Raw genomic sequence first — 17,112 nt, 5'->3', positions numbered from 1 at the left:
ATGCGTCTGGTTTTATCGTCCCTGATTGCACTCGGTCTGTTTAGCCGCCTGGTCTTTGCTGCGCCCGAACAGACTGCGCTTCCTGATATTCGCGACAGTGGTTTTGTCTATTGCGTGAACGGGCAAGTCGACACCCTGAACCCACAAAAAGCAGGCAGCGGCCTGATTGTCGACACCCTCGCCGCACAGCTTTACGATCGCCTGCTTGATGTTGACCCTTATACCTACCGCCTGGTGCCGGAACTTGCCGAGAGCTGGGAAGTGCTTGATAACGGCGCAACCTACCGTTTCCATCTGCGCGACGACGTGGCGTTTCAGTCGACGCCGTGGTTTAAACCGACCCGTAAGCTGAACGCCGATGATGTGGTGTTTACCTTCCAGCGTATTTTTAACCGCAATCACCCGTGGCATAACGTCAACGGCGGCAGTTTCCCCTATTTCGACAGCCTGCAGTTTGCCGATACGGTAAAAGACGTGCGTAAGCTGGACAGCCGGACGGTGGAGTTTCGTCTGGTGCGCCCTGACGCCTCTTTCTTATGGCACCTGGCTACCCACTATGCGTCGGTCATGTCGGCCGAGTATGCCGATAAGCTGACAAAAGTGGATCATCAGGAGCTGCTCGACCGCCAGCCGGTCGGCACCGGCCCGTTCCAGATGGCGGAATACCGGGCTGGTCAGTATATTCGGTTACAACGTCACGAACACTTCTGGCGCGGTACGCCGCTGATGCCGCAGGTGGTGGTCGATCTCGGCTCAGGCGGGACGGGCAGATTGTCCAAGCTGCTGACCGGCGAATGCGATGTGCTCGCGTGGCCTGCCGCCAGCCAGCTGACGATACTGCGCGACGATCCGCGCTTACGTCTGACCCTGCGCCCCGGTATGAATATCGCTTATCTGGCCTTTAATACGGATAAGCCGCCGCTGAATAACCCCGCCGTGCGTCACGCCCTCGCACTGGCGATCAATAACCAGCGCCTGATGCAGTCTATTTATTACGGTACCGCTGAAACGGCGGCGTCGATTCTGCCGCGTGCGTCCTGGGCCTATGACAACGAAGCGAAAATTACCGAATACGATCCGGCTAAAGCGCGCGAGCAGCTTAAAGCGCTGGGTGCGACCAACCTCACGTTGCAGCTTTGGGTCCCGACCAGTTCGCAGGCGTGGAACCCGAGTCCATTAAAAACGGCGGAACTGATCCAGGCGGATATGGCTCAGATCGGCGTGAAAGTGGTGATCGTCCCCGTCGAAGGCCGCTTCCAGGAGGCGCGCCTGATGGATATGAATCACGATCTGACGCTCTCTGGCTGGTCGACGGACAGTAACGATCCCGACAGTTTCTTCCGCCCGCTGCTGAGCTGTGCCGCTATTCGTTCCCAGACCAACTACGCTCACTGGTGTAACCGTGAATTTGATACGGTGCTGCAAAAAGCATTGTCGTCCCAGCAACTGGCTTCGCGTATAGAGGCGTATGACGAAGCGCAGAACATTCTGGCCCGCGAACTGCCGGTGTTACCGCTGGCCTCTTCTCTGCGATTGCAGGCCTATCGCTATGATATTAAAGGTCTGGTGCTCAGCCCATTCGGCAACGCTTCGTTCGCAGGCGTGTCGCGTGAGAAACAAGATGAGGTGAAAAAACCATGATTATTTTTACCTTACGCCGTCTTTTGCTGCTGGCAGTGACGCTGTTTTTTCTGACCTTTATCGGCTTTAGCCTGAGCTATTTCACGCCCCATGCCCCGCTGCAGGGATCGTCCTTCTGGGATGCCTGGATGTTCTGGTTTAACGGCGTTTTGCACTGGGACTTTGGTGTCTCCAGCATTAACGGCCAGCTGATCTCTGAGCAGCTGAAAGAGGTGTTCCCAGCGACCATGGAGCTGTGCATTCTGGCCTTTGGTTTTGCCCTGCTGGTGGGCATTCCGGTGGGGATGCTGGCGGGGATCACTCGCAATAAATGGCAGGATAAGCTAATTAGCGCCCTCGCGCTGCTTGGCTTCTCGATTCCGGTGTTCTGGCTGGCGCTATTGCTGACGCTGTTCTTCTCTCTTACGCTGGGCTGGCTGCCGGTCTCGGGCCGCTTTGATCTGCTTTATACCGTCAAAACCGTCACCGGATTTGCGATTATCGACGCCTGGCTTTCTGACTCCGTCTGGCGTCACGAAATGATCATCAGTACCCTGCGCCACATGGTGCTGCCGGTGCTGACGCTGGCGGTCGCGCCAACCACGGAAGTGATTCGCCTGATGCGCACCAGCACTATCGATGTGTTTGAGCAAAACTACGTGAAAGCGGCTGCCACTCGCGGCCTGTCTCGCCTGACGGTTTTACGTCGTCACGTCCTGCATAACGCCCTTCCGCCGGTTATTCCGCGCCTGGGGCTGCAATTCTCCACCATGCTGACCCTGGCGATGATTACCGAAATGGTGTTTAGCTGGCCGGGTCTGGGCCGCTGGATGATCAACGCCATTCGTCAGCAAGACTATGCGGCGATATCTGCCGGTGTGATGGTGATCGGTTCGTTGGTCATTATCGTGAACGTGATTTCTGACATTTTGGGTGCGATGGCCAACCCGCTGAAACATAAGGAATCGTATGCCTTACGATAGCGTATACCGGGAGAAGCGCACGCCCGGCGTAGTCCGTACCGTATGGCGCAAATTCTACGGCGACACCACAGCGATGATCGGTTTGTACGGCTGTGGCGGCCTGGCGCTGCTCTGTATTTTTGGCGGCTGGTTTGCCCCTTACGGGCTTGATCAGCAGTTCCTCGGCTATCAGTTGTTACCACCGTCGTGGTCGCGCTACGGCGAAGTGTCGTTCTTCCTGGGCACGGACGATTTAGGTCGCGATGTGCTGAGTCGCCTGTTAAGTGGTGCGGCCCCGACCGTCGGCGGCGCGTTCGTCGTTACGTTCGCCGCGACCTTCTTTGGCCTGGCGCTCGGGGTGTTTGCGGGCGCCACGCACGGCCTGCGTTCCGCGGTGCTGAACCATATTCTCGATACCCTGCTGTCGATCCCGTCTCTGCTGCTGGCGATTATCGTGGTGGCGTTCGCCGGGCCGCACCTGTCCCATGCGATGTTTGCCGTCTGGCTGGCGCTGCTGCCGCGCATGGTGCGCTCGGTTTACAGCATGGTGCACGATGAACTGGAAAAAGAGTACGTGGTGGCAGCGCGTCTTGATGGCGCCACTACGCTGAATATTTTGTGGTTCGCGGTGATGCCGAATATCGCCTCGGGGCTGGTGACCGAAATCACCCGCGCCCTGTCGATGGCGATTCTGGATATTGCCGCGCTCGGTTTTCTCGATCTCGGCGCGCAGCTGCCCTCGCCTGAATGGGGGGCAATGCTCGGCGATGCGCTCGAACTGATCTATGTCGCGCCGTGGACGGTGATGCTGCCCGGTGCCGCCATTATGGTGAGCGTGCTGCTGATCAACCTGCTGGGCGACGGTATTCGCCGCGCCATTAATGCGGGGGTGCAATAATGCCGTTACTTGATATCCGCAATCTGACCATTGAATTTAAGACCGGCGAAGGCTGGGTGAAAGCGGTCGACCGCATCAGTATTACCCTGGCCGAGGGTGAAATCCGTGGGCTGGTGGGCGAATCCGGTTCAGGTAAAAGCCTGATCGCGAAAGCAATCTGCGGTGTCGCCAAAGATAACTGGCGCGTGACCGCAGACCGTATGCGTTTCGACGATATCGATCTCCTGCGCCTGTCGCCTCGCGAACGGCGCAAGCTGGTGGGTCATAACGTGTCGATGATCTTCCAGGAGCCGCAGTCGTGTCTGGATCCGTCGGAACGCGTCGGGAAACAGCTGATGCAGAATATCCCAGGCTGGACCTATAAAGGCCGCTGGTGGCAGCGTGTCGGCTGGCGTAAACGCCGCGCGATTGAGCTGCTGCACCGCGTGGGGATTAAAGACCATAAAGATGCGATGCGCAGTTTCCCTTACGAGCTGACGGACGGTGAGTGCCAGAAGGTGATGATCGCTATTGCGCTTGCCAATCAGCCGCGCCTGCTGATCGCCGATGAGCCGACCAATGCCATGGAGCCGACCACCCAGGCGCAGATTTTCCGCCTGCTGTCGCGTCTGAATCAGAACAACAACACCACCATTCTGCTTATCAGCCATGACCTGCAGATGCTGAGCAAATGGGCGGACAAGATCGACGTGATGTACTGCGGTCAAACGGTAGAAACGGCCATCAGCGAAGATCTGGTGACGACGCCGCACCATCCGTATACCCAGGCACTGATTCGCGCGATCCCGGATTTTGGCAGCGCGATGCCGCATAAAAGCCGACTGAATACCCTGCCGGGCGCTATCCCGCTGCTGGAGTCGCTGCCGATTGGCTGTCGACTTGGCCCTCGCTGCCCGTACGCCCAGCGCGAATGCATTGAAACGCCACGTCTGACCGGCGCGAAAAATCATCTGTACGCCTGTCATTTCCCGCTGAACATGGAGAGAGAGTAAATGGTCGAAACGTTGCTGGAAGTTCGCAACCTGAGTAAGACCTTTCGCTATCGCACGGGGCTGTTTCATCGTCAAACCGTCGAAGCGGTGAAGCCTCTCAGCTTTACCCTGCGCGAGAAGCAGACGCTGGCGATTATCGGCGAAAACGGATCGGGGAAATCTACGCTCGCGAAGATGCTGGCGGGGATGGTCGAGCCGACGGCGGGTGATGTGCTGATCGACGACCATTTTCTGTCGTTTGGCGACTATTCGTTCCGCAGTCAGCGCATTCGTATGATTTTCCAGGACCCGTCGACGTCGCTCAATCCGCGTCAGCGTATCTCGCAGATTCTGGATTTCCCGCTCCGCCTGAATACCGATCTGGAGCCAGAAGAGCGGCGTAAACGTATTATCGAAACGCTGCGCATGGTCGGCCTGCTGCCCGATCACGTCAGCTATTATCCGCACATGCTGGCACCGGGGCAGAAACAGCGTCTTGGGCTTGCGCGCGCGTTGATCCTGCGCCCGAAGGTGATTATCGCCGACGAAGCGCTGGCATCACTCGATATGTCGATGCGTTCACAGCTCATCAACCTGATGCTTGAATTGCAGGAGAAACAGGGTATTTCGTATATCTATGTGACCCAGCATTTAGGAATGATGAAACACATCAGCGACCAGGTGCTGGTAATGCATCAGGGTGAAGTGGTGGAGCGCGGAAGCACCGCCGATGTGCTGGCCTCCCCGCTGCACGACCTGACCAAGCGCCTGATCGCCGGGCATTTCGGTGAGGCGCTGACGGCTGATGCCTGGCGCAAGGATAAATGACACCGGCCATATAAAGTGGTCGGATTAACTCTGAACGCGACACGTGCTATTATCGCCGCGTTTTAACGACGATCGCCACGATGAGAGGGCGTTCGCCATAACAATGAATATAAGGATCTAAGCTATGGGTTTTCTTTCCGGTAAGCGCATTCTGGTGACTGGCGTTGCCAGCAAACTGTCCATCGCCTACGGCATTGCACAGGCTATGCACCGCGAAGGCGCTGAGCTGGCGTTCACCTACCAGAACGACAAGCTGAAAGGCCGCGTTGAAGAGTTCGCCGCGCAGCTGGGTTCCAGCATCATTCTGGAATGCGACGTTGCACAAGACGAAAGCATCGATGGCATGTTTGCTGAGCTTTCAAAAGTCTGGCCGAAATTCGACGGCTTCGTTCACTCAATCGGTTTTGCACCGGGCGATCAGCTGGACGGCGACTACGTGAATGCGGTAACCCGTGAAGGCTTCAAAATCGCTCACGACATCAGCTCTTACAGCTTTGTGGCGATGGCTAAATCCTGCCGCACCATGCTGAACCCAGGCTCCGCTCTGCTGACCCTGTCTTACCTGGGTGCTGAGCGCGCTATCCCTAACTACAACGTGATGGGCCTGGCGAAAGCCTCTCTGGAAGCTAACGTGCGCTACATGGCGAACGCGATGGGTCCTGAAGGCGTGCGTGTTAACGGTATCTCTGCTGGCCCAATCCGTACGCTGGCGGCATCCGGTATCAAAGATTTCCGTAAAATGCTGGCGCATTGCGAAGCGGTTACGCCGATTCGTCGTACCGTCACCATCGAAGACGTGGGTAACTCCGCAGCCTTCCTGTGCTCTGACCTCTCTGCGGGTATTTCCGGCGAAGTGGTTCACGTTGACGGCGGTTTCAACATCGCGGCAATGAACGAGCTGGAAATCAAATAAGTGTTTCACTCTCTTCCCGCACGGGAAGAGAGTGTTTCTCCCGCCAGAACCGCCCTTTTTCCCGTCGTTATTCCGTTCCGCTATTTGTTATCACCTAACAATATTTTTCGCACTGAAAGCCATGCGCCAGGATATTGATCGCCATTTGAGATCAAGGAACGCACATGGAACAACGCCGCTTTACCGGCAAAGGCCACTGGTATCACGAGACCCAGACAAATCACTGTCGGGATGATGTTTTGCCGTTGGTTCCCGAGGCCGCTCATGTCGACGATCGTTTTCTGCTCGATTTAGCCTTGCCCACAGAGATTGTGACCCCGTGCGAAAGCTGGCTGAAACCGGCGCGTGCGCTGTGCGATTTGCTGTTCCCGTTGCACATCGCGGTGAATCGCCTGCACACGCTCAGCGCCTATGACCGCCTGAGCACCGCGTTGACCGTGGCACAGGCCTGTGGTGTTCAGCGACTGTGTAACCACTATGCCGCCCTGCTCGCCCCACTTCCCGGCCCTGACTCCTCGCGTGAAAGTAATCAACGCCTCGCCCAAATCACCCAGTACGCCCGCCAGTTGGCCAGTTCGCCGGATATTATCGACGGCAAAGCGCAGCTGCAGCTCGATGAGGTCGGCCTGACGACCTACGACGTCATTGTCATCAACCAGATTATTGGCTTTATCGGTTTTCAGGCCCGTGTGGTAGCGGCATTTCAGGCACTGCTGGGGCACCCTGTGCGCTGGCTGCCTGGACACCATATTCCGCCGCATGCGCTGATTACTGATGTGGATATGAACGCGTGGGAGCCGATTTTCTCGGGTGTAGAGTTACGCTACGCCACCGCTCAGCAGCTGGAATCGCTCTCCCGCTGGCAGGCAGAGCCACTGTTACGTGAGCTAACGCCACTCCTGTGCCACGAACCGGCGCTGCTCGAATGCGTGGGTGAATTCCTGCAAAGCGATATGTACGCGGCAAATTCGCGTTATCGCGCGCTGGCGTCTGTGCTTGCCGCGACCGAACTGTTGAGCCGCTCTCCCGATCGCTTTAGCGCCGCGCAGTTTTCCCCTCTTATTGAAGAGGGTATTCCCGCCGCCGACGCCATCCATTTACTGACCTGGAGTGCTTTTTTGGGCTGGATCAACCGCCTGAAAATCGCCTTAAGCAAGGGCCAATAACCCTGCACAATCCCGAAATGCGCTTGCTGTAGCAGTGAGATTCGCGTAAAACTGTCAGCCGCTCAATGGCCACGAAAATAGAACACTATGCTTCAGGACAACCCGCTGCTAGCGCAGCTTAAACAGCAACTGCATTCCCAGACGCCACGTGCTGAAGGGGTGGTAAAAGCCACGGAAAAGGGCTTTGGCTTCCTGGAAGTCGATGCACAGAAAAGCTATTTCATCCCGCCTCCGCAGATGAAAAAAGTGATGCACGGCGATCGTGTGACGGCAGTGATTCACACCGAAAAAGATCGTGAATCCGCCGAGCCAGAAGAATTGATCGAACCTTTCCTGACCCGTTTTGTCGGTAAAGTGCATCGCAAAGACGATCGTCTGTCTATTGTGCCGGACCATCCACTGCTCAAAGATGCTATCCCTTGCCGCGCAGAACGCGGCGTTGAACACGATTTTAAAGAAGGTGACTGGGCCGTTGCCCAGATGCGTCGCCATCCGCTGAAAGGCGATCGCGGTTTCTACGCAGAACTGACTCATTTTATTACCTACAGCGACGATCATTTCGTGCCGTGGTGGGTAACGCTTGCCCGTCATAATCTGGAAAAAGAAGCGCCAAACGGCGTTGCGACAGAGATGATGGATGAAGGCCTGGCGCGTCGCGATCTGACCGCCCTGAACTTTGTCACTATCGACAGCGCCAGCACCCAGGATATGGATGATGCGCTGTATATCGAAGAAGGCAGTGACGACAAACTGCACCTGACCGTCGCGATTGCCGATCCGACCGCCTGGATTGCTGAAGGCAGCAAGCTGGACGACTCAGCGAAAATTCGCGCGTTCACTAACTATCTGCCGGGCTTCAATATCCCGATGCTGCCGCGTGAACTTTCCGACGATCTCTGCTCTCTTCATCCGAACGAAGTCCGCCCGGTACTCGCCTGTCGCATGACCGTTGCCGCAGACGGCACGATTGAAGACGATATCGAATTCTTCGCCGCGACCATCGAATCCAAAGCGAAGCTGGCGTATGACGATGTCTCCGACTGGCTGGAGAACACCGGCAGCTGGAAGCCGGAAAGCGAAGCAATTGCTCAGCAAATTACCCTGCTGCAGCGCCTCTGCCTGAGCCGTGGCGAATGGCGTAAAACCCATGCGCTGGTGTTTAAAGATCGTCCGGATTACCGCTTTGTACTGGGCGAAAAAGGCGAAGTGCTGGATATCGTTGCTGAACCGCGTCGTATCGCTAACCGCATCGTTGAAGAGTCGATGATTGCCGCCAACATTTGTGCCGCCCGTGTGCTGCGCGACAAATTGGGCTTTGGCATTTACAACGTTCATACCGGTTTTGATCCGGCGAACACCGAAGCGCTGGCTGCCCTGCTGAAAACGCATGACGTACACGTCGATCCGCAGGAAGTGCTGACGCTGAACGGCTTCTGCAAACTGCGCCGTGAACTGGACGCACAGCCGTCTGGTTTCCTCGACAGCCGCATCCGTCGCTTCCAGTCCTTCGCCGAAATCAGCACCGAACCTGGCCCGCACTTTGGCCTCGGTCTCGACGCTTACGCGACCTGGACCTCACCGATTCGTAAATACGGCGACATGGTGAACCACCGTCTGCTGAAAGCGATCATCAAGGGTGAAACCATCGCCCGTCCGCAGGAAGAGACAACCATCCAGATGGCAGAGCGACGCCGCCTGAACCGCATGGCTGAACGCGATGTCGGTGACTGGCTGTACGCACGCTTCCTGAATGATAAAGCCGGAACGGAGACCCGTTTCGCGGCAGAGATCATTGACGTTAGCCGCGGCGGTATGCGCGTACGTCTGGTGGACAATGGCGCCGTTGCCTTTATCCCTGCCCCGTTCCTGCATGCGGTTCGCGATGAGCTGACCTGCAGCCAGGAAAATGGCGCGGTGCAGATCAAGGGTGAGACGGTTTACAAGGTCACCGATGTGATTGATGTCAATATTGCAGAAGTGCGCATGGAAACGCGCAGTATTATCGCGCGCCCTGTTGCCTGATAAGCCTTAAATATGTCGGCGGTTTCTTTTTAGGAACGCCGACATTTTTCTTCCCTTGCTAAATCGTGTATTCATCACTTTTTCTTAATATATTCCTCTCGAAGCCCACAAAAACAATCACAATTATCTACAGTAAAAGAAGACCGTCATCTTTGGTTACGGGAATTTTTATCCACGTGTATCCTTTTTATCGCTTCTCGTTTTAATATAAGAATGTAGGGAAAAACAATAAGTTCAGCTCGGTTATGCCGCTGTGTCACTACGGAAAAGTCGAATGCAAATGCATAATTTTGCGCCATTGAGCAGGTCCGGGAGAAAACATGATTGACGATCTGGAGCATAATTTGCTGTTTCGTTACATGGGCACACACAGCCCCTGGTGGCGTCTTACAGCGGACAGTAATGCTCTCCATCTCGCCGCCAGTGAAAACTCGGACACGACCCAGGTCATCGCCTTAAGCGACGATCAAGCAGAACTGATTCGCCAGCTCACCGTTATTACCTCCAGCATCACCCTGACCCTTTCCCTGTACGGCACCGATGTTCCCGTCCATCTGGTGGGGCGCAAAATCAACAAAAAAGAGTGGGCAGGTACGGCCTCTGCCTGGAACGACACCCCTTCCGTCGCGCGCGACCTGGTGCAGGGGTTATCCTTTGCCGAACAGGTGGTTTCTGAAGCTAACTCGGTAATTGTGATCCTCGATCAGCAGGGCAATATTCAGCGCTTTAATCGTCTGAGCGAAGAATATACCGGCATGAAAGAGCAGGAAGTAATCGGGCAAAACGTCTTTAAGCTGTTCATGAGCCGCAGCGAAGCGGCAGCATCTAAACGAAATATTTCCGGTTTTTTCCGTAACGGCAGTTCTTACGAAGTCGAGCGCTGGATCAAGACCCGAAAAGGCCAACGATTGTTTCTGTTCAGAAACAAATTTGTCCACAGCGGCAGCGGGAAAAATGAAATTTTTCTTATCTGTTCCGGCACAGATATCACTGAAGAACGCCGCGCGCAGGAGCGTCTGCGCGTGCTGGCCAATACCGACACCATTACCGGCCTCCCCAACCGCAACGCCATTCATGAGTTGATCAGCGACGCGATCGATACGCGCGGCGAGGCTCAGGTCGGCGTGGTGTATCTTGATCTCGATAACTTTAAAAAAGTGAACGATGCCTACGGGCATATGTTTGGCGATCAGTTGCTGCAGGCAGTCGCCCTGGCGATTTTAAGCTGTCTGGAAGAGGGCCAGGTGCTGGCGCGTCTCGGCGGCGATGAGTTTATCGTGCTGGCGACCAACACCTCACAAAGCACCCTTGAGGCGATGGCTTCGCGCATCCTGACGCGTCTGCGTCAGCCCTTCCGCATCGGTCTTATCGAAATCTACACCGGCTGTTCGCTGGGGATCTCCCTGGCGCCGCAGCACGGCACCGATCGTGAGAGCATTATTCGCAACGCCGATACGGCGATGTACACAGCCAAAGAGAGCGGCCGCGGCAAGTTCTGCGTCTTCTCGCCTGAAATGAACCAGCGGGTATTCGAATACCTGTGGCTGGATACGAACCTGCGCAAAGCGCTGGATAACGATCAGCTCCTGATTCACTACCAGCCGAAAATCACCTGGCGGGGCGAAGTGCGTAGCCTCGAAGCGCTGGTGCGCTGGCAGTCGCCAGAGCGCGGGCTGATCCCGCCGCTGGAGTTTATCTCTTACGCCGAAGAGTCGGGGCTGATTGTCCCCCTCGGGCGCTGGGTCATGCTCGACGTGGTACGTCAGGTCGCGAAATGGCGTGATAAAGGTATCAACCTGCGGGTGGCGGTAAACGTCTCTGCGCGACAACTCGCCGACCAGACGATATTCAGCGATCTCAAGCAGGCGCTGAAAGATCTTCATTTCGAATACTGCCCGATTGATGTGGAACTGACGGAAAGCTGCCTGATTGAAAACGAGGAGCTGGCCCTGTCGGTGATCCAACAGTTCAGTCAGTTGGGGGCACAAATTCACCTCGATGACTTCGGCACCGGCTATTCCTCTCTGTCACAACTAGCCCGCTTCCCGATTGACGCCATTAAGCTCGACCAGGTGTTTGTGCGCGACATCCATAAGCAGTCGATTTCACAGTCGCTGGTGCGCGCCATTGTGGCCGTGGCTCAGGCGCTGAATTTACAGGTCATCGCAGAAGGTGTGGAGAGCGCGAAAGAAGACGCCTTTCTGACCAAGAACGGCGTCAACGAACGGCAGGGTTTTCTGTTTGCTAAGCCGATGCCCGCTGCCGCATTCGAGCGCTGGCTCAAGCGTTATCAGGCGAAGAAAATGCGTTAACTGGCTTTGCGCATGCCAGCCGCATTATGACGGTTTTGCAGCATCACCAGACGTTCCATATAAGCAATGTCTTTCGACTCCAGGCAGAACGCCGCATCCACCCAGTCCTCAGTGATATCCATTAACTCACTGCGCGGCAGCCGCAACACACGCTGACGGGCGCGAAGCATTGCCCGAACGCCGTTCAGCTTCGGCTGTAAGGTATCGATGAACGTGCGTGTCGATACGTATCCCTGTCCCGGCTCAAACAGCACATCCACCAGACCAAACTGCTCGTGCCACTCCGCCGTGTGCGACTCACCTCGGTAGATCAACTCCTCGGCCAGCTTCATACCTGCGCGGCGAGCGACCAGCGAATATCCGCCCATGCCGGGGAACAGGTTAAAAGCAATTTCCGGAAAGCCCAGCCGCGCATCGCGCTGCGCCAGCACAAAATGGTGTGCCAGCGCGGCCTCAAATCCCCCGCCGAGCGCGCTGCCCTCCACCATCGCCAGCGTAATGGCGCCTGTATCAAACCCGCGCGACGCCGCGTGAACGCAATCGACGCAGGCGCGAGCGTAGGCGCGCAACGCTTCGCGGCGTCCGTTTTGAATGCACTCCACAAAGAAGCGTAAATCCCCTCCCGTGTTGTACATATCCGGAACCAGTGAGCCGGTAACCCAGAAGTCGACGGCAAAACCGGATTGCCGCACCAGCCACGACATATTCATGATCTCCTCAATTAATGCGTGATTAAAGCAAGGACGCGGCTGGGCGCGTAGCAGCATCCACACAGTGCGCCGTTCCTCCTCGTAATAGCCTGCGAGTTGGGTAAAACGTTCAGGATCGGTGAACAGTTTGCAGGTTGCTTGGTTGATGACTGTCATAGTCTAATTCCTCATATAAAAAAGCGCCTTGCGCGCAGTTTTAGACTAATCCACCACCCAACTCGTCTGTATGCGGAGGGATAAATTTATCACTTTCATTTATGTAATTTGGTTAGTGCATTTTTTCCCTTCTCTTTTGGAAGCAATTTCTGCATCATTGAAATTATTAACTTTTCGTTCTGAGGGTGAGATGATGTCTGAAGTTGACGCGCAGAGAGTGGCACAACGTATTGATACGGTGCTGGATATTCTGGTCGCTGGCGATTACCACTCCGCGATCCGTAATCTTGAGATCCTGAAATCTGAATTACTGGCGCAGAACGGTATGGGCCATTCGCCCGATCCCGACCCGTCTAAAGCCCCCTGGGAAGTGTAACGTTTACCCCTTTTTCGTTTTGTCGTACTTTCAACCCGCGGCGCTCGCCGCGTTTATATGGATGCTATGAATTCCCGACAACAAATCATTCTGCAGATGGTGATCGACAAAGGACGCGTGAGTGTCGTCGAGCTGGCCAAAACGACCGGCGTTTCAGAGGTCACTATTCGTCAGGATCTGAATCTGCTTGAAAAACAGAGTTATCTGCGCCGTGCTCACGGTTACGCCGTACCGCTGGACAGTGAAGACGTTGAAACGCGCATGATGACCAATTTCGCACTAAAACGTGAACTGGCGGAGTTTGCCGCCTCGCTGGTCAACAACGGTGAAACCGTGTTTATCGAGAACGGCAGCAGCAACGCCCTGCTGGCCCGCACGCTCGCGGAGCAGAAAGACATCACGATCATTACCGTGAGCAGCTATATCGCCCATTTGCTGAAAGAGACGCGATGCGAGGTGATTCTGCTGGGCGGTATCTACCAGAAAAAAAGCGAAAGCATGGTCGGGCCGCTGACGCGTCAGTATGTTCAGCAGGTTCACTTCAGCAAGGCCTTTATCGGGATTGACGGCTGGCAGCCGGAAACCGGCTTTACCGGCCGCGATATGATGCGTTCCGATGTGGTAAACGCGGTTCTGGAAAAAGGCTGTGAAGCCATTGTGCTGACAGACAGCTCGAAATTTGGCGCGGTGCATCCCTACATGATGGGACCGATCTCCCGCTTTAGCCGCGTCATCACCGATGAACGGCTGAGCGATGCGCACCGCGAGCAACTGCAGCGCGATGGCCTGGCCGTCGATATCGTCAAACACTCTGTCTGACGCTCTCCTGCGCCCGTCATCTCGGGCGCATAGCCTATTCTGGCATCTGAGATAATTCTGAACATCCCTTTAAGATTATTTACCTGTCGTTTCGATACCAAAAACTTAAAATTACTATTAGCGATATAACAGGAAGTGACTATCACCTGCGTGATTGTGTAACACCTGCGCGACCAGGTTTCACGGAATATGACGCTGAAGTATTCTTTTGACTATACTTACAGATAGCTTATTTCCGTGAATCAATAATTCAGGAGAAAGTATGATGAATTTAACCAGCAAAAAATTAGCCGCAGCTGTTTTGGCAGTAACCCTCGCAATGTCTCTGAGCGCATGTTCTAACTGGTCTAAACGTGACCGTAACACCGCGATCGGGGCAGGTGCCGGTGCTCTCGGTGGTGCAGTCTTAACCGATGGTAGCACGCTGGGTACATTAGGTGGTGCCGCCGTAGGTGGTGTTATCGGCCATCAGGTCGGTAAATAAGATATATTAAATAGCCACTGTTTGATTTGATTAATTCAGAACGCAATTTTCTGACTTACGCACCAAGAAAAAAGCCACGGTAAATACCGTGGCTTATTATTTTAGCCGCCTGCCAGTTTGACTTTCATCCCTTTGGCTTCGAGCAGGGTTTTAATTAACTCGCGGTTGTCGCCCTGAATTTCGATTACGCCGTCTTTGACCGCGCCACCGCATCCGCATCGCTTTTTCAGCTCTGCGGCCAGTTTTGCCAGCGCTGCGTCATCCTCGTCAATGCCGGTGATCAGGCAGACGCCTTTGCCCTTACGACCACTGGTCTGGCGCTGGATACGCACAATGCCATCGCCCTTCGGACGCTGCACGGCCACTTTTGTCTCATCGATACGGCCACTGTCCGTCGAATAGACCAGACGGCTGTTAGAGTCGCTCATTACGCCCCCTTACCAAGAGATGCATTGATTGCTTTTAAGGTTAGCGCCGGATCGGCAGATTGCGTGACCGGACGACCAATCACCATGTAGTCAACGCCTGCCGCCAGCGCCTGCTCTGGCGTCATGATACGGCGCTGATCGCCCGCATCACTGCCCTGAGGACGAATGCCCGGGGTAACCAGTTTGAATGCCTGCCCCAGTTCAGCTTTGAAACGCACGGCTTCCTGAGCGGAGCATACCACGCCATCCAGCCCGCAATTTTGCGTCAGGCGCGCAAGGCGTTCAGCGTGCTCAGCCGGTGACAACGTCACGCCAAGATCCCGTAAATCACTCGCTTCCATACTGGTGAGTACGGTAACGGCAATCAGCAGCGGTGCGTCTTTGCCAAACGGCACCAGCGCTTCGCGAGCGGCGGTCATCATTCGCGCCCCGCCTGATGCATGCACGTTCACCATCCAGACGCCCAGTTCAGCCGCAGCTGCTACCGCGTGGGCAGTGGTGTTTGGGATGTCATGGAATTTCAGGTCGAGAAATACCTCGAAGCCACGCTGTTGCAGGTCGCGCACGATTTGCGGTCCAAACAGGGTGAACATCTCTTTGCCGACTTTCAGACGGCAGTCGCGTGGGTCGATGCGATCAACAAACGCGAGTGCGCTGTCGCGATTGTTATAGTCGAGTGCAACAACAACAGGAGATTCGGTAACTACGCGGGAAGAAGAGGATGCAACAGACGTCATGACCAGCCCTTTTCGTCTATGGGCGCCGCAGCGGCGCGGGATAGATAAACGGCGAGCATTCTACCTGTCGGCGCCAGAAATTGACAGAATCGATTTACCCTCCTGCATGACGGCAGACCGCACGGGGTATAACAGGTCATAAAAGGTAAAGAGTATGTTGTAACTAATATGCAGTGTTTTAAAAAATTACTGCCCGTCCAGACCGCGTATCGGCTTAATGGTTGACCAGGCGCGGCAGGAAGGACAATGCCAGTAGAGCGTGTAGGCGGTGAATCCGCATTTTGAGCAGCGATAGCGCGGCTTGCTGCGCACCTGTTCGCCAACCATGTCACGCAGCACCATCAGGCTCTCTTTCGCGCGCCCTTCTTCCGCATCGTTCAGATGGTAGTCCATCAGCTTGTGGAAGACGCGCATGGTCGGGTGACGCTGCAGCTGACGGGTGATATAGACCTGGGCAGTATCGTTGCCTTCGTGCTGCTCCACGACATCCGCCAGCATCAGCTCCGCCGTCGCACCGGTGTTCTCTTCGACGCAGCGACGTAAGAAGCTCACCCACTCATCCGGACGCCCAAGCTGCTGATAACAGGTTTGCAGCATTTCCAGAGTTTCACTGACCAGCTCTTTATCCTGATCGATCACCCGCAGAAGGCATTCGACGGCTTTGCCAAACTCGCCTTTCGCCATGAACACGCGCCCCATCATAATGGAGATACGAGCGCTGTTACGATCGGCAGATGCGCCCTTTTTCAGCAGCGACATGGCTTTGTCCATATCATCGCTACCCATCTGCTGTAAGGCCAACTCACAGTAGAAATGGGCGATTTCAACGCGCTGGTTGTCTTTCCCGAGCTTCACCAGACGTTCTGCGGTATCGATGGCTTTTTGCCAGTCGCTGGTTGCCTGATAAATTTGCAGGAGTTGCTGTAAAGCGCTGATGCGAAAATCGGTTTCATCGACCAGCTGACTGAACATGTCTTCAGCGCGATCGTAAAGGCCGGCGGCCATGTAATCACGGCCCAGCTGTTGGACTGCCAGCAGACGTTGATCGTAGGTGAGAGAGGCGCTTTCCATCAATGTCTGGTGGATGCGAATGGCGCGATCGACCTCGCCACGCGAGCGGAACAGGTTTCCGAGGGTGAGATGCGCCTCAACGGTACCGGTGTCCTCTTTTAACATGTCGAGGAACAGGTCTACCGCTTTATCCTGTTGGTTGCTCAGAAGGAAGTTAACCCCCGCCACATAGTCGCGGGAAAGCCGGTTTGCCTCGTCCTGCTTATTTTGTTGCGCACTTCTGCGGCCCATATACCAGCCATAGGCTGCGGCTACAGGCAAAAGCAGAAACAACAACTCCAGCATATTCGTTTATTCCTTCACGACCGGCACACCAGTATTAACCGGCACGTCGCTCACAGGCGCAATTTGATTTTCAAGACGTTTGATTTTACGTTCGGCGCGCGCCAGAGAAACACGAACTTTCAGCCAGAACAGGCCACAAACCAGCCAGCCGATGATAAACCCCGCGGCGAATAAAACAGCAAGCAAGCTCGATACGCGATACTCGCCCTGCGCCAGCAGGTAGTTGAATGTCACCAGTTGATCGTTTTGCGCACCCAGCGTGACCGAAATAACAAAAATCGCTAACACCAGTAAGAATATGAGTAGATATTTCACATGACGTCCCGTTATGTGGTTTAAGCGAATAAAGTCTGT

At 55.3% G+C, this 17,112-nt stretch carries 17 protein-coding genes; 12 read left to right on the top strand and 5 right to left on the bottom strand.

Annotated features, from left to right (window positions below; all coding sequences use genetic code 11):
• The 9 genes from sapA to pdeR all read left to right on the top strand — a co-directional run bounded on the left by sapA (window position 1) and on the right by pdeR (window position 11,692).
• Window positions 1-1,641: an ABC transporter substrate-binding protein SapA gene (gene sapA / locus F153LOC_RS01715; protein ID WP_100779989.1), complete on the top strand. Its 1,641-nt coding sequence runs from the start codon at window positions 1-3 to the stop codon at window positions 1,639-1,641.
• On the top strand, window positions 1,638-2,603 hold the full coding sequence (sapB, locus tag F153LOC_RS01710) for a putrescine export ABC transporter permease SapB (RefSeq protein WP_102103837.1): 966 nt from the start codon (window positions 1,638-1,640) through the stop codon (window positions 2,601-2,603). The genes sapA and sapB overlap by 4 nt, the downstream gene beginning before the upstream one ends.
• Window positions 2,590-3,480 (top strand): putrescine export ABC transporter permease SapC, encoded by an 891-nt coding sequence (gene sapC / locus F153LOC_RS01705; protein WP_100779987.1) that lies wholly within the window; start codon window positions 2,590-2,592, stop codon window positions 3,478-3,480. The genes sapB and sapC overlap by 14 nt, the downstream gene beginning before the upstream one ends.
• Window positions 3,480-4,472 (top strand): peptide ABC transporter ATP-binding protein SapD, encoded by a 993-nt coding sequence (gene sapD, locus F153LOC_RS01700; protein ID WP_102103838.1) that lies wholly within the window; start codon window positions 3,480-3,482, stop codon window positions 4,470-4,472. The genes sapC and sapD overlap by 1 nt, the downstream gene beginning before the upstream one ends.
• Window positions 4,473-5,279 carry a putrescine export ABC transporter ATP-binding protein SapF gene (gene sapF / locus F153LOC_RS01695; protein ID WP_100779985.1) on the top strand — a complete coding sequence of 269 codons (807 nt, stop codon included), beginning with the start codon at window positions 4,473-4,475 and terminating at the stop codon, window positions 5,277-5,279. It abuts the gene before it with no gap.
• Between the two features lie 124 nt (window positions 5,280-5,403).
• Window positions 5,404-6,192, top strand: a complete 789-nt coding sequence (gene fabI, locus F153LOC_RS01690; protein WP_100779984.1) for an enoyl-ACP reductase FabI — start codon at window positions 5,404-5,406, stop codon at window positions 6,190-6,192.
• A gap of 164 nt (window positions 6,193-6,356) precedes the next feature.
• Complete coding sequence (locus F153LOC_RS01685; RefSeq protein WP_102103839.1) at window positions 6,357-7,358, top strand: CMD domain-containing protein; 1,002 nt, start codon at window positions 6,357-6,359, stop codon at window positions 7,356-7,358.
• A gap of 87 nt (window positions 7,359-7,445) precedes the next feature.
• Window positions 7,446-9,380 (top strand): exoribonuclease II, encoded by a 1,935-nt coding sequence (locus tag F153LOC_RS01680; protein ID WP_102103840.1) that lies wholly within the window; start codon window positions 7,446-7,448, stop codon window positions 9,378-9,380.
• A gap of 320 nt (window positions 9,381-9,700) precedes the next feature.
• Window positions 9,701-11,692: a cyclic di-GMP phosphodiesterase gene (gene pdeR / locus F153LOC_RS01675; RefSeq protein WP_100779981.1), complete on the top strand. Its 1,992-nt coding sequence runs from the start codon at window positions 9,701-9,703 to the stop codon at window positions 11,690-11,692.
• Here pdeR and F153LOC_RS01670 read toward each other — a convergent pair.
• A complete protein-coding gene (locus F153LOC_RS01670; protein ID WP_102103841.1) occupies window positions 11,689-12,558 on the bottom strand; it encodes a crotonase/enoyl-CoA hydratase family protein in 870 nt (289 codons plus the stop codon). The genes pdeR and F153LOC_RS01670 overlap by 4 nt on opposite strands.
• 193 nt (window positions 12,559-12,751) lie before the next feature.
• On the opposite strand from F153LOC_RS01670, the gene F153LOC_RS01665 reads away from it, so the two are divergent.
• The 3 genes from F153LOC_RS01665 to osmB all read left to right on the top strand — a co-directional run bounded on the left by F153LOC_RS01665 (window position 12,752) and on the right by osmB (window position 14,237).
• Window positions 12,752-12,934 (top strand): hypothetical protein, encoded by a 183-nt coding sequence (locus tag F153LOC_RS01665; protein WP_100779979.1) that lies wholly within the window; start codon window positions 12,752-12,754, stop codon window positions 12,932-12,934.
• Between the two features lie 66 nt (window positions 12,935-13,000).
• On the top strand, window positions 13,001-13,753 hold the full coding sequence (locus tag F153LOC_RS01660; protein ID WP_102103842.1) for a DNA-binding transcriptional regulator YciT: 753 nt from the start codon (window positions 13,001-13,003) through the stop codon (window positions 13,751-13,753).
• Between the two features lie 265 nt (window positions 13,754-14,018).
• Window positions 14,019-14,237, top strand: a complete 219-nt coding sequence (gene osmB / locus F153LOC_RS01655) for an osmotically-inducible lipoprotein OsmB (RefSeq protein WP_100780870.1) — start codon at window positions 14,019-14,021, stop codon at window positions 14,235-14,237.
• 101 nt (window positions 14,238-14,338) lie between these two features.
• Here the strand turns inward: osmB and yciH are convergent, their stop codons facing one another.
• The 4 genes from yciH to F153LOC_RS01635 form a co-directional block, all read right to left on the bottom strand.
• A complete protein-coding gene (gene yciH / locus F153LOC_RS01650) occupies window positions 14,339-14,665 on the bottom strand; it encodes a stress response translation initiation inhibitor YciH (RefSeq protein WP_102103843.1) in 327 nt (108 codons plus the stop codon).
• Window positions 14,665-15,402: an orotidine-5'-phosphate decarboxylase gene (gene pyrF, locus F153LOC_RS01645; RefSeq protein WP_102103844.1), complete on the bottom strand. Its 738-nt coding sequence runs from the start codon at window positions 15,400-15,402 to the stop codon at window positions 14,665-14,667. The genes yciH and pyrF overlap by 1 nt, the downstream gene beginning before the upstream one ends.
• Window positions 15,403-15,588: 186 nt before the next feature.
• On the bottom strand, window positions 15,589-16,758 hold the full coding sequence (lapB, locus tag F153LOC_RS01640) for a lipopolysaccharide assembly protein LapB (RefSeq protein WP_100779975.1): 1,170 nt from the start codon (window positions 16,756-16,758) through the stop codon (window positions 15,589-15,591).
• 6 nt (window positions 16,759-16,764) lie between these two features.
• On the bottom strand, window positions 16,765-17,073 hold the full coding sequence (locus F153LOC_RS01635) for a LapA family protein (protein ID WP_100779974.1): 309 nt from the start codon (window positions 17,071-17,073) through the stop codon (window positions 16,765-16,767).
• Window positions 17,074-17,112: the final 39 nt, after the last annotated feature.

The organism is Lelliottia sp. F153, assembly GCF_002870005.1.
Lineage (GTDB): Bacteria > Pseudomonadota > Gammaproteobacteria > Enterobacterales > Enterobacteriaceae > Enterobacter > Enterobacter nimipressuralis.
Note: the sequence above shows the minus strand (reverse complement) of the source record. Positions and strands in the feature narration are given on the sequence as shown.

What these genes read in the sequence shown, in the direction of transcription:
- sapA (WP_100779989.1), top strand. Translation starts at nt 1, where the DNA reads ATGCGTCTGGTTTTATCGTCCCTGATTGCACTCGGTCTGTTTAGCCGC.
- sapB (WP_102103837.1), top strand. Translation starts at nt 1,638, where the DNA reads ATGATTATTTTTACCTTACGCCGTCTTTTGCTGCTGGCAGTGACGCTG.
- sapC (WP_100779987.1), top strand. Translation starts at nt 2,590, where the DNA reads ATGCCTTACGATAGCGTATACCGGGAGAAGCGCACGCCCGGCGTAGTC.
- sapD (WP_102103838.1), top strand. Translation starts at nt 3,480, where the DNA reads ATGCCGTTACTTGATATCCGCAATCTGACCATTGAATTTAAGACCGGC.
- sapF (WP_100779985.1), top strand. Translation starts at nt 4,473, where the DNA reads ATGGTCGAAACGTTGCTGGAAGTTCGCAACCTGAGTAAGACCTTTCGC.
- fabI (WP_100779984.1), top strand. Translation starts at nt 5,404, where the DNA reads ATGGGTTTTCTTTCCGGTAAGCGCATTCTGGTGACTGGCGTTGCCAGC.
- F153LOC_RS01685 (WP_102103839.1), top strand. Translation starts at nt 6,357, where the DNA reads ATGGAACAACGCCGCTTTACCGGCAAAGGCCACTGGTATCACGAGACC.
- F153LOC_RS01680 (WP_102103840.1), top strand. Translation starts at nt 7,446, where the DNA reads ATGCTTCAGGACAACCCGCTGCTAGCGCAGCTTAAACAGCAACTGCAT.
- pdeR (WP_100779981.1), top strand. Translation starts at nt 9,701, where the DNA reads ATGATTGACGATCTGGAGCATAATTTGCTGTTTCGTTACATGGGCACA.
- F153LOC_RS01670 (WP_102103841.1), bottom strand. Translation starts at nt 12,558, where the DNA reads ATGACAGTCATCAACCAAGCAACCTGCAAACTGTTCACCGATCCTGAA.
- F153LOC_RS01665 (WP_100779979.1), top strand. Translation starts at nt 12,752, where the DNA reads ATGTCTGAAGTTGACGCGCAGAGAGTGGCACAACGTATTGATACGGTG.
- F153LOC_RS01660 (WP_102103842.1), top strand. Translation starts at nt 13,001, where the DNA reads ATGAATTCCCGACAACAAATCATTCTGCAGATGGTGATCGACAAAGGA.
- osmB (WP_100780870.1), top strand. Translation starts at nt 14,019, where the DNA reads ATGAATTTAACCAGCAAAAAATTAGCCGCAGCTGTTTTGGCAGTAACC.
- yciH (WP_102103843.1), bottom strand. Translation starts at nt 14,665, where the DNA reads ATGAGCGACTCTAACAGCCGTCTGGTCTATTCGACGGACAGTGGCCGT.
- pyrF (WP_102103844.1), bottom strand. Translation starts at nt 15,402, where the DNA reads ATGACGTCTGTTGCATCCTCTTCTTCCCGCGTAGTTACCGAATCTCCT.
- lapB (WP_100779975.1), bottom strand. Translation starts at nt 16,758, where the DNA reads ATGCTGGAGTTGTTGTTTCTGCTTTTGCCTGTAGCCGCAGCCTATGGC.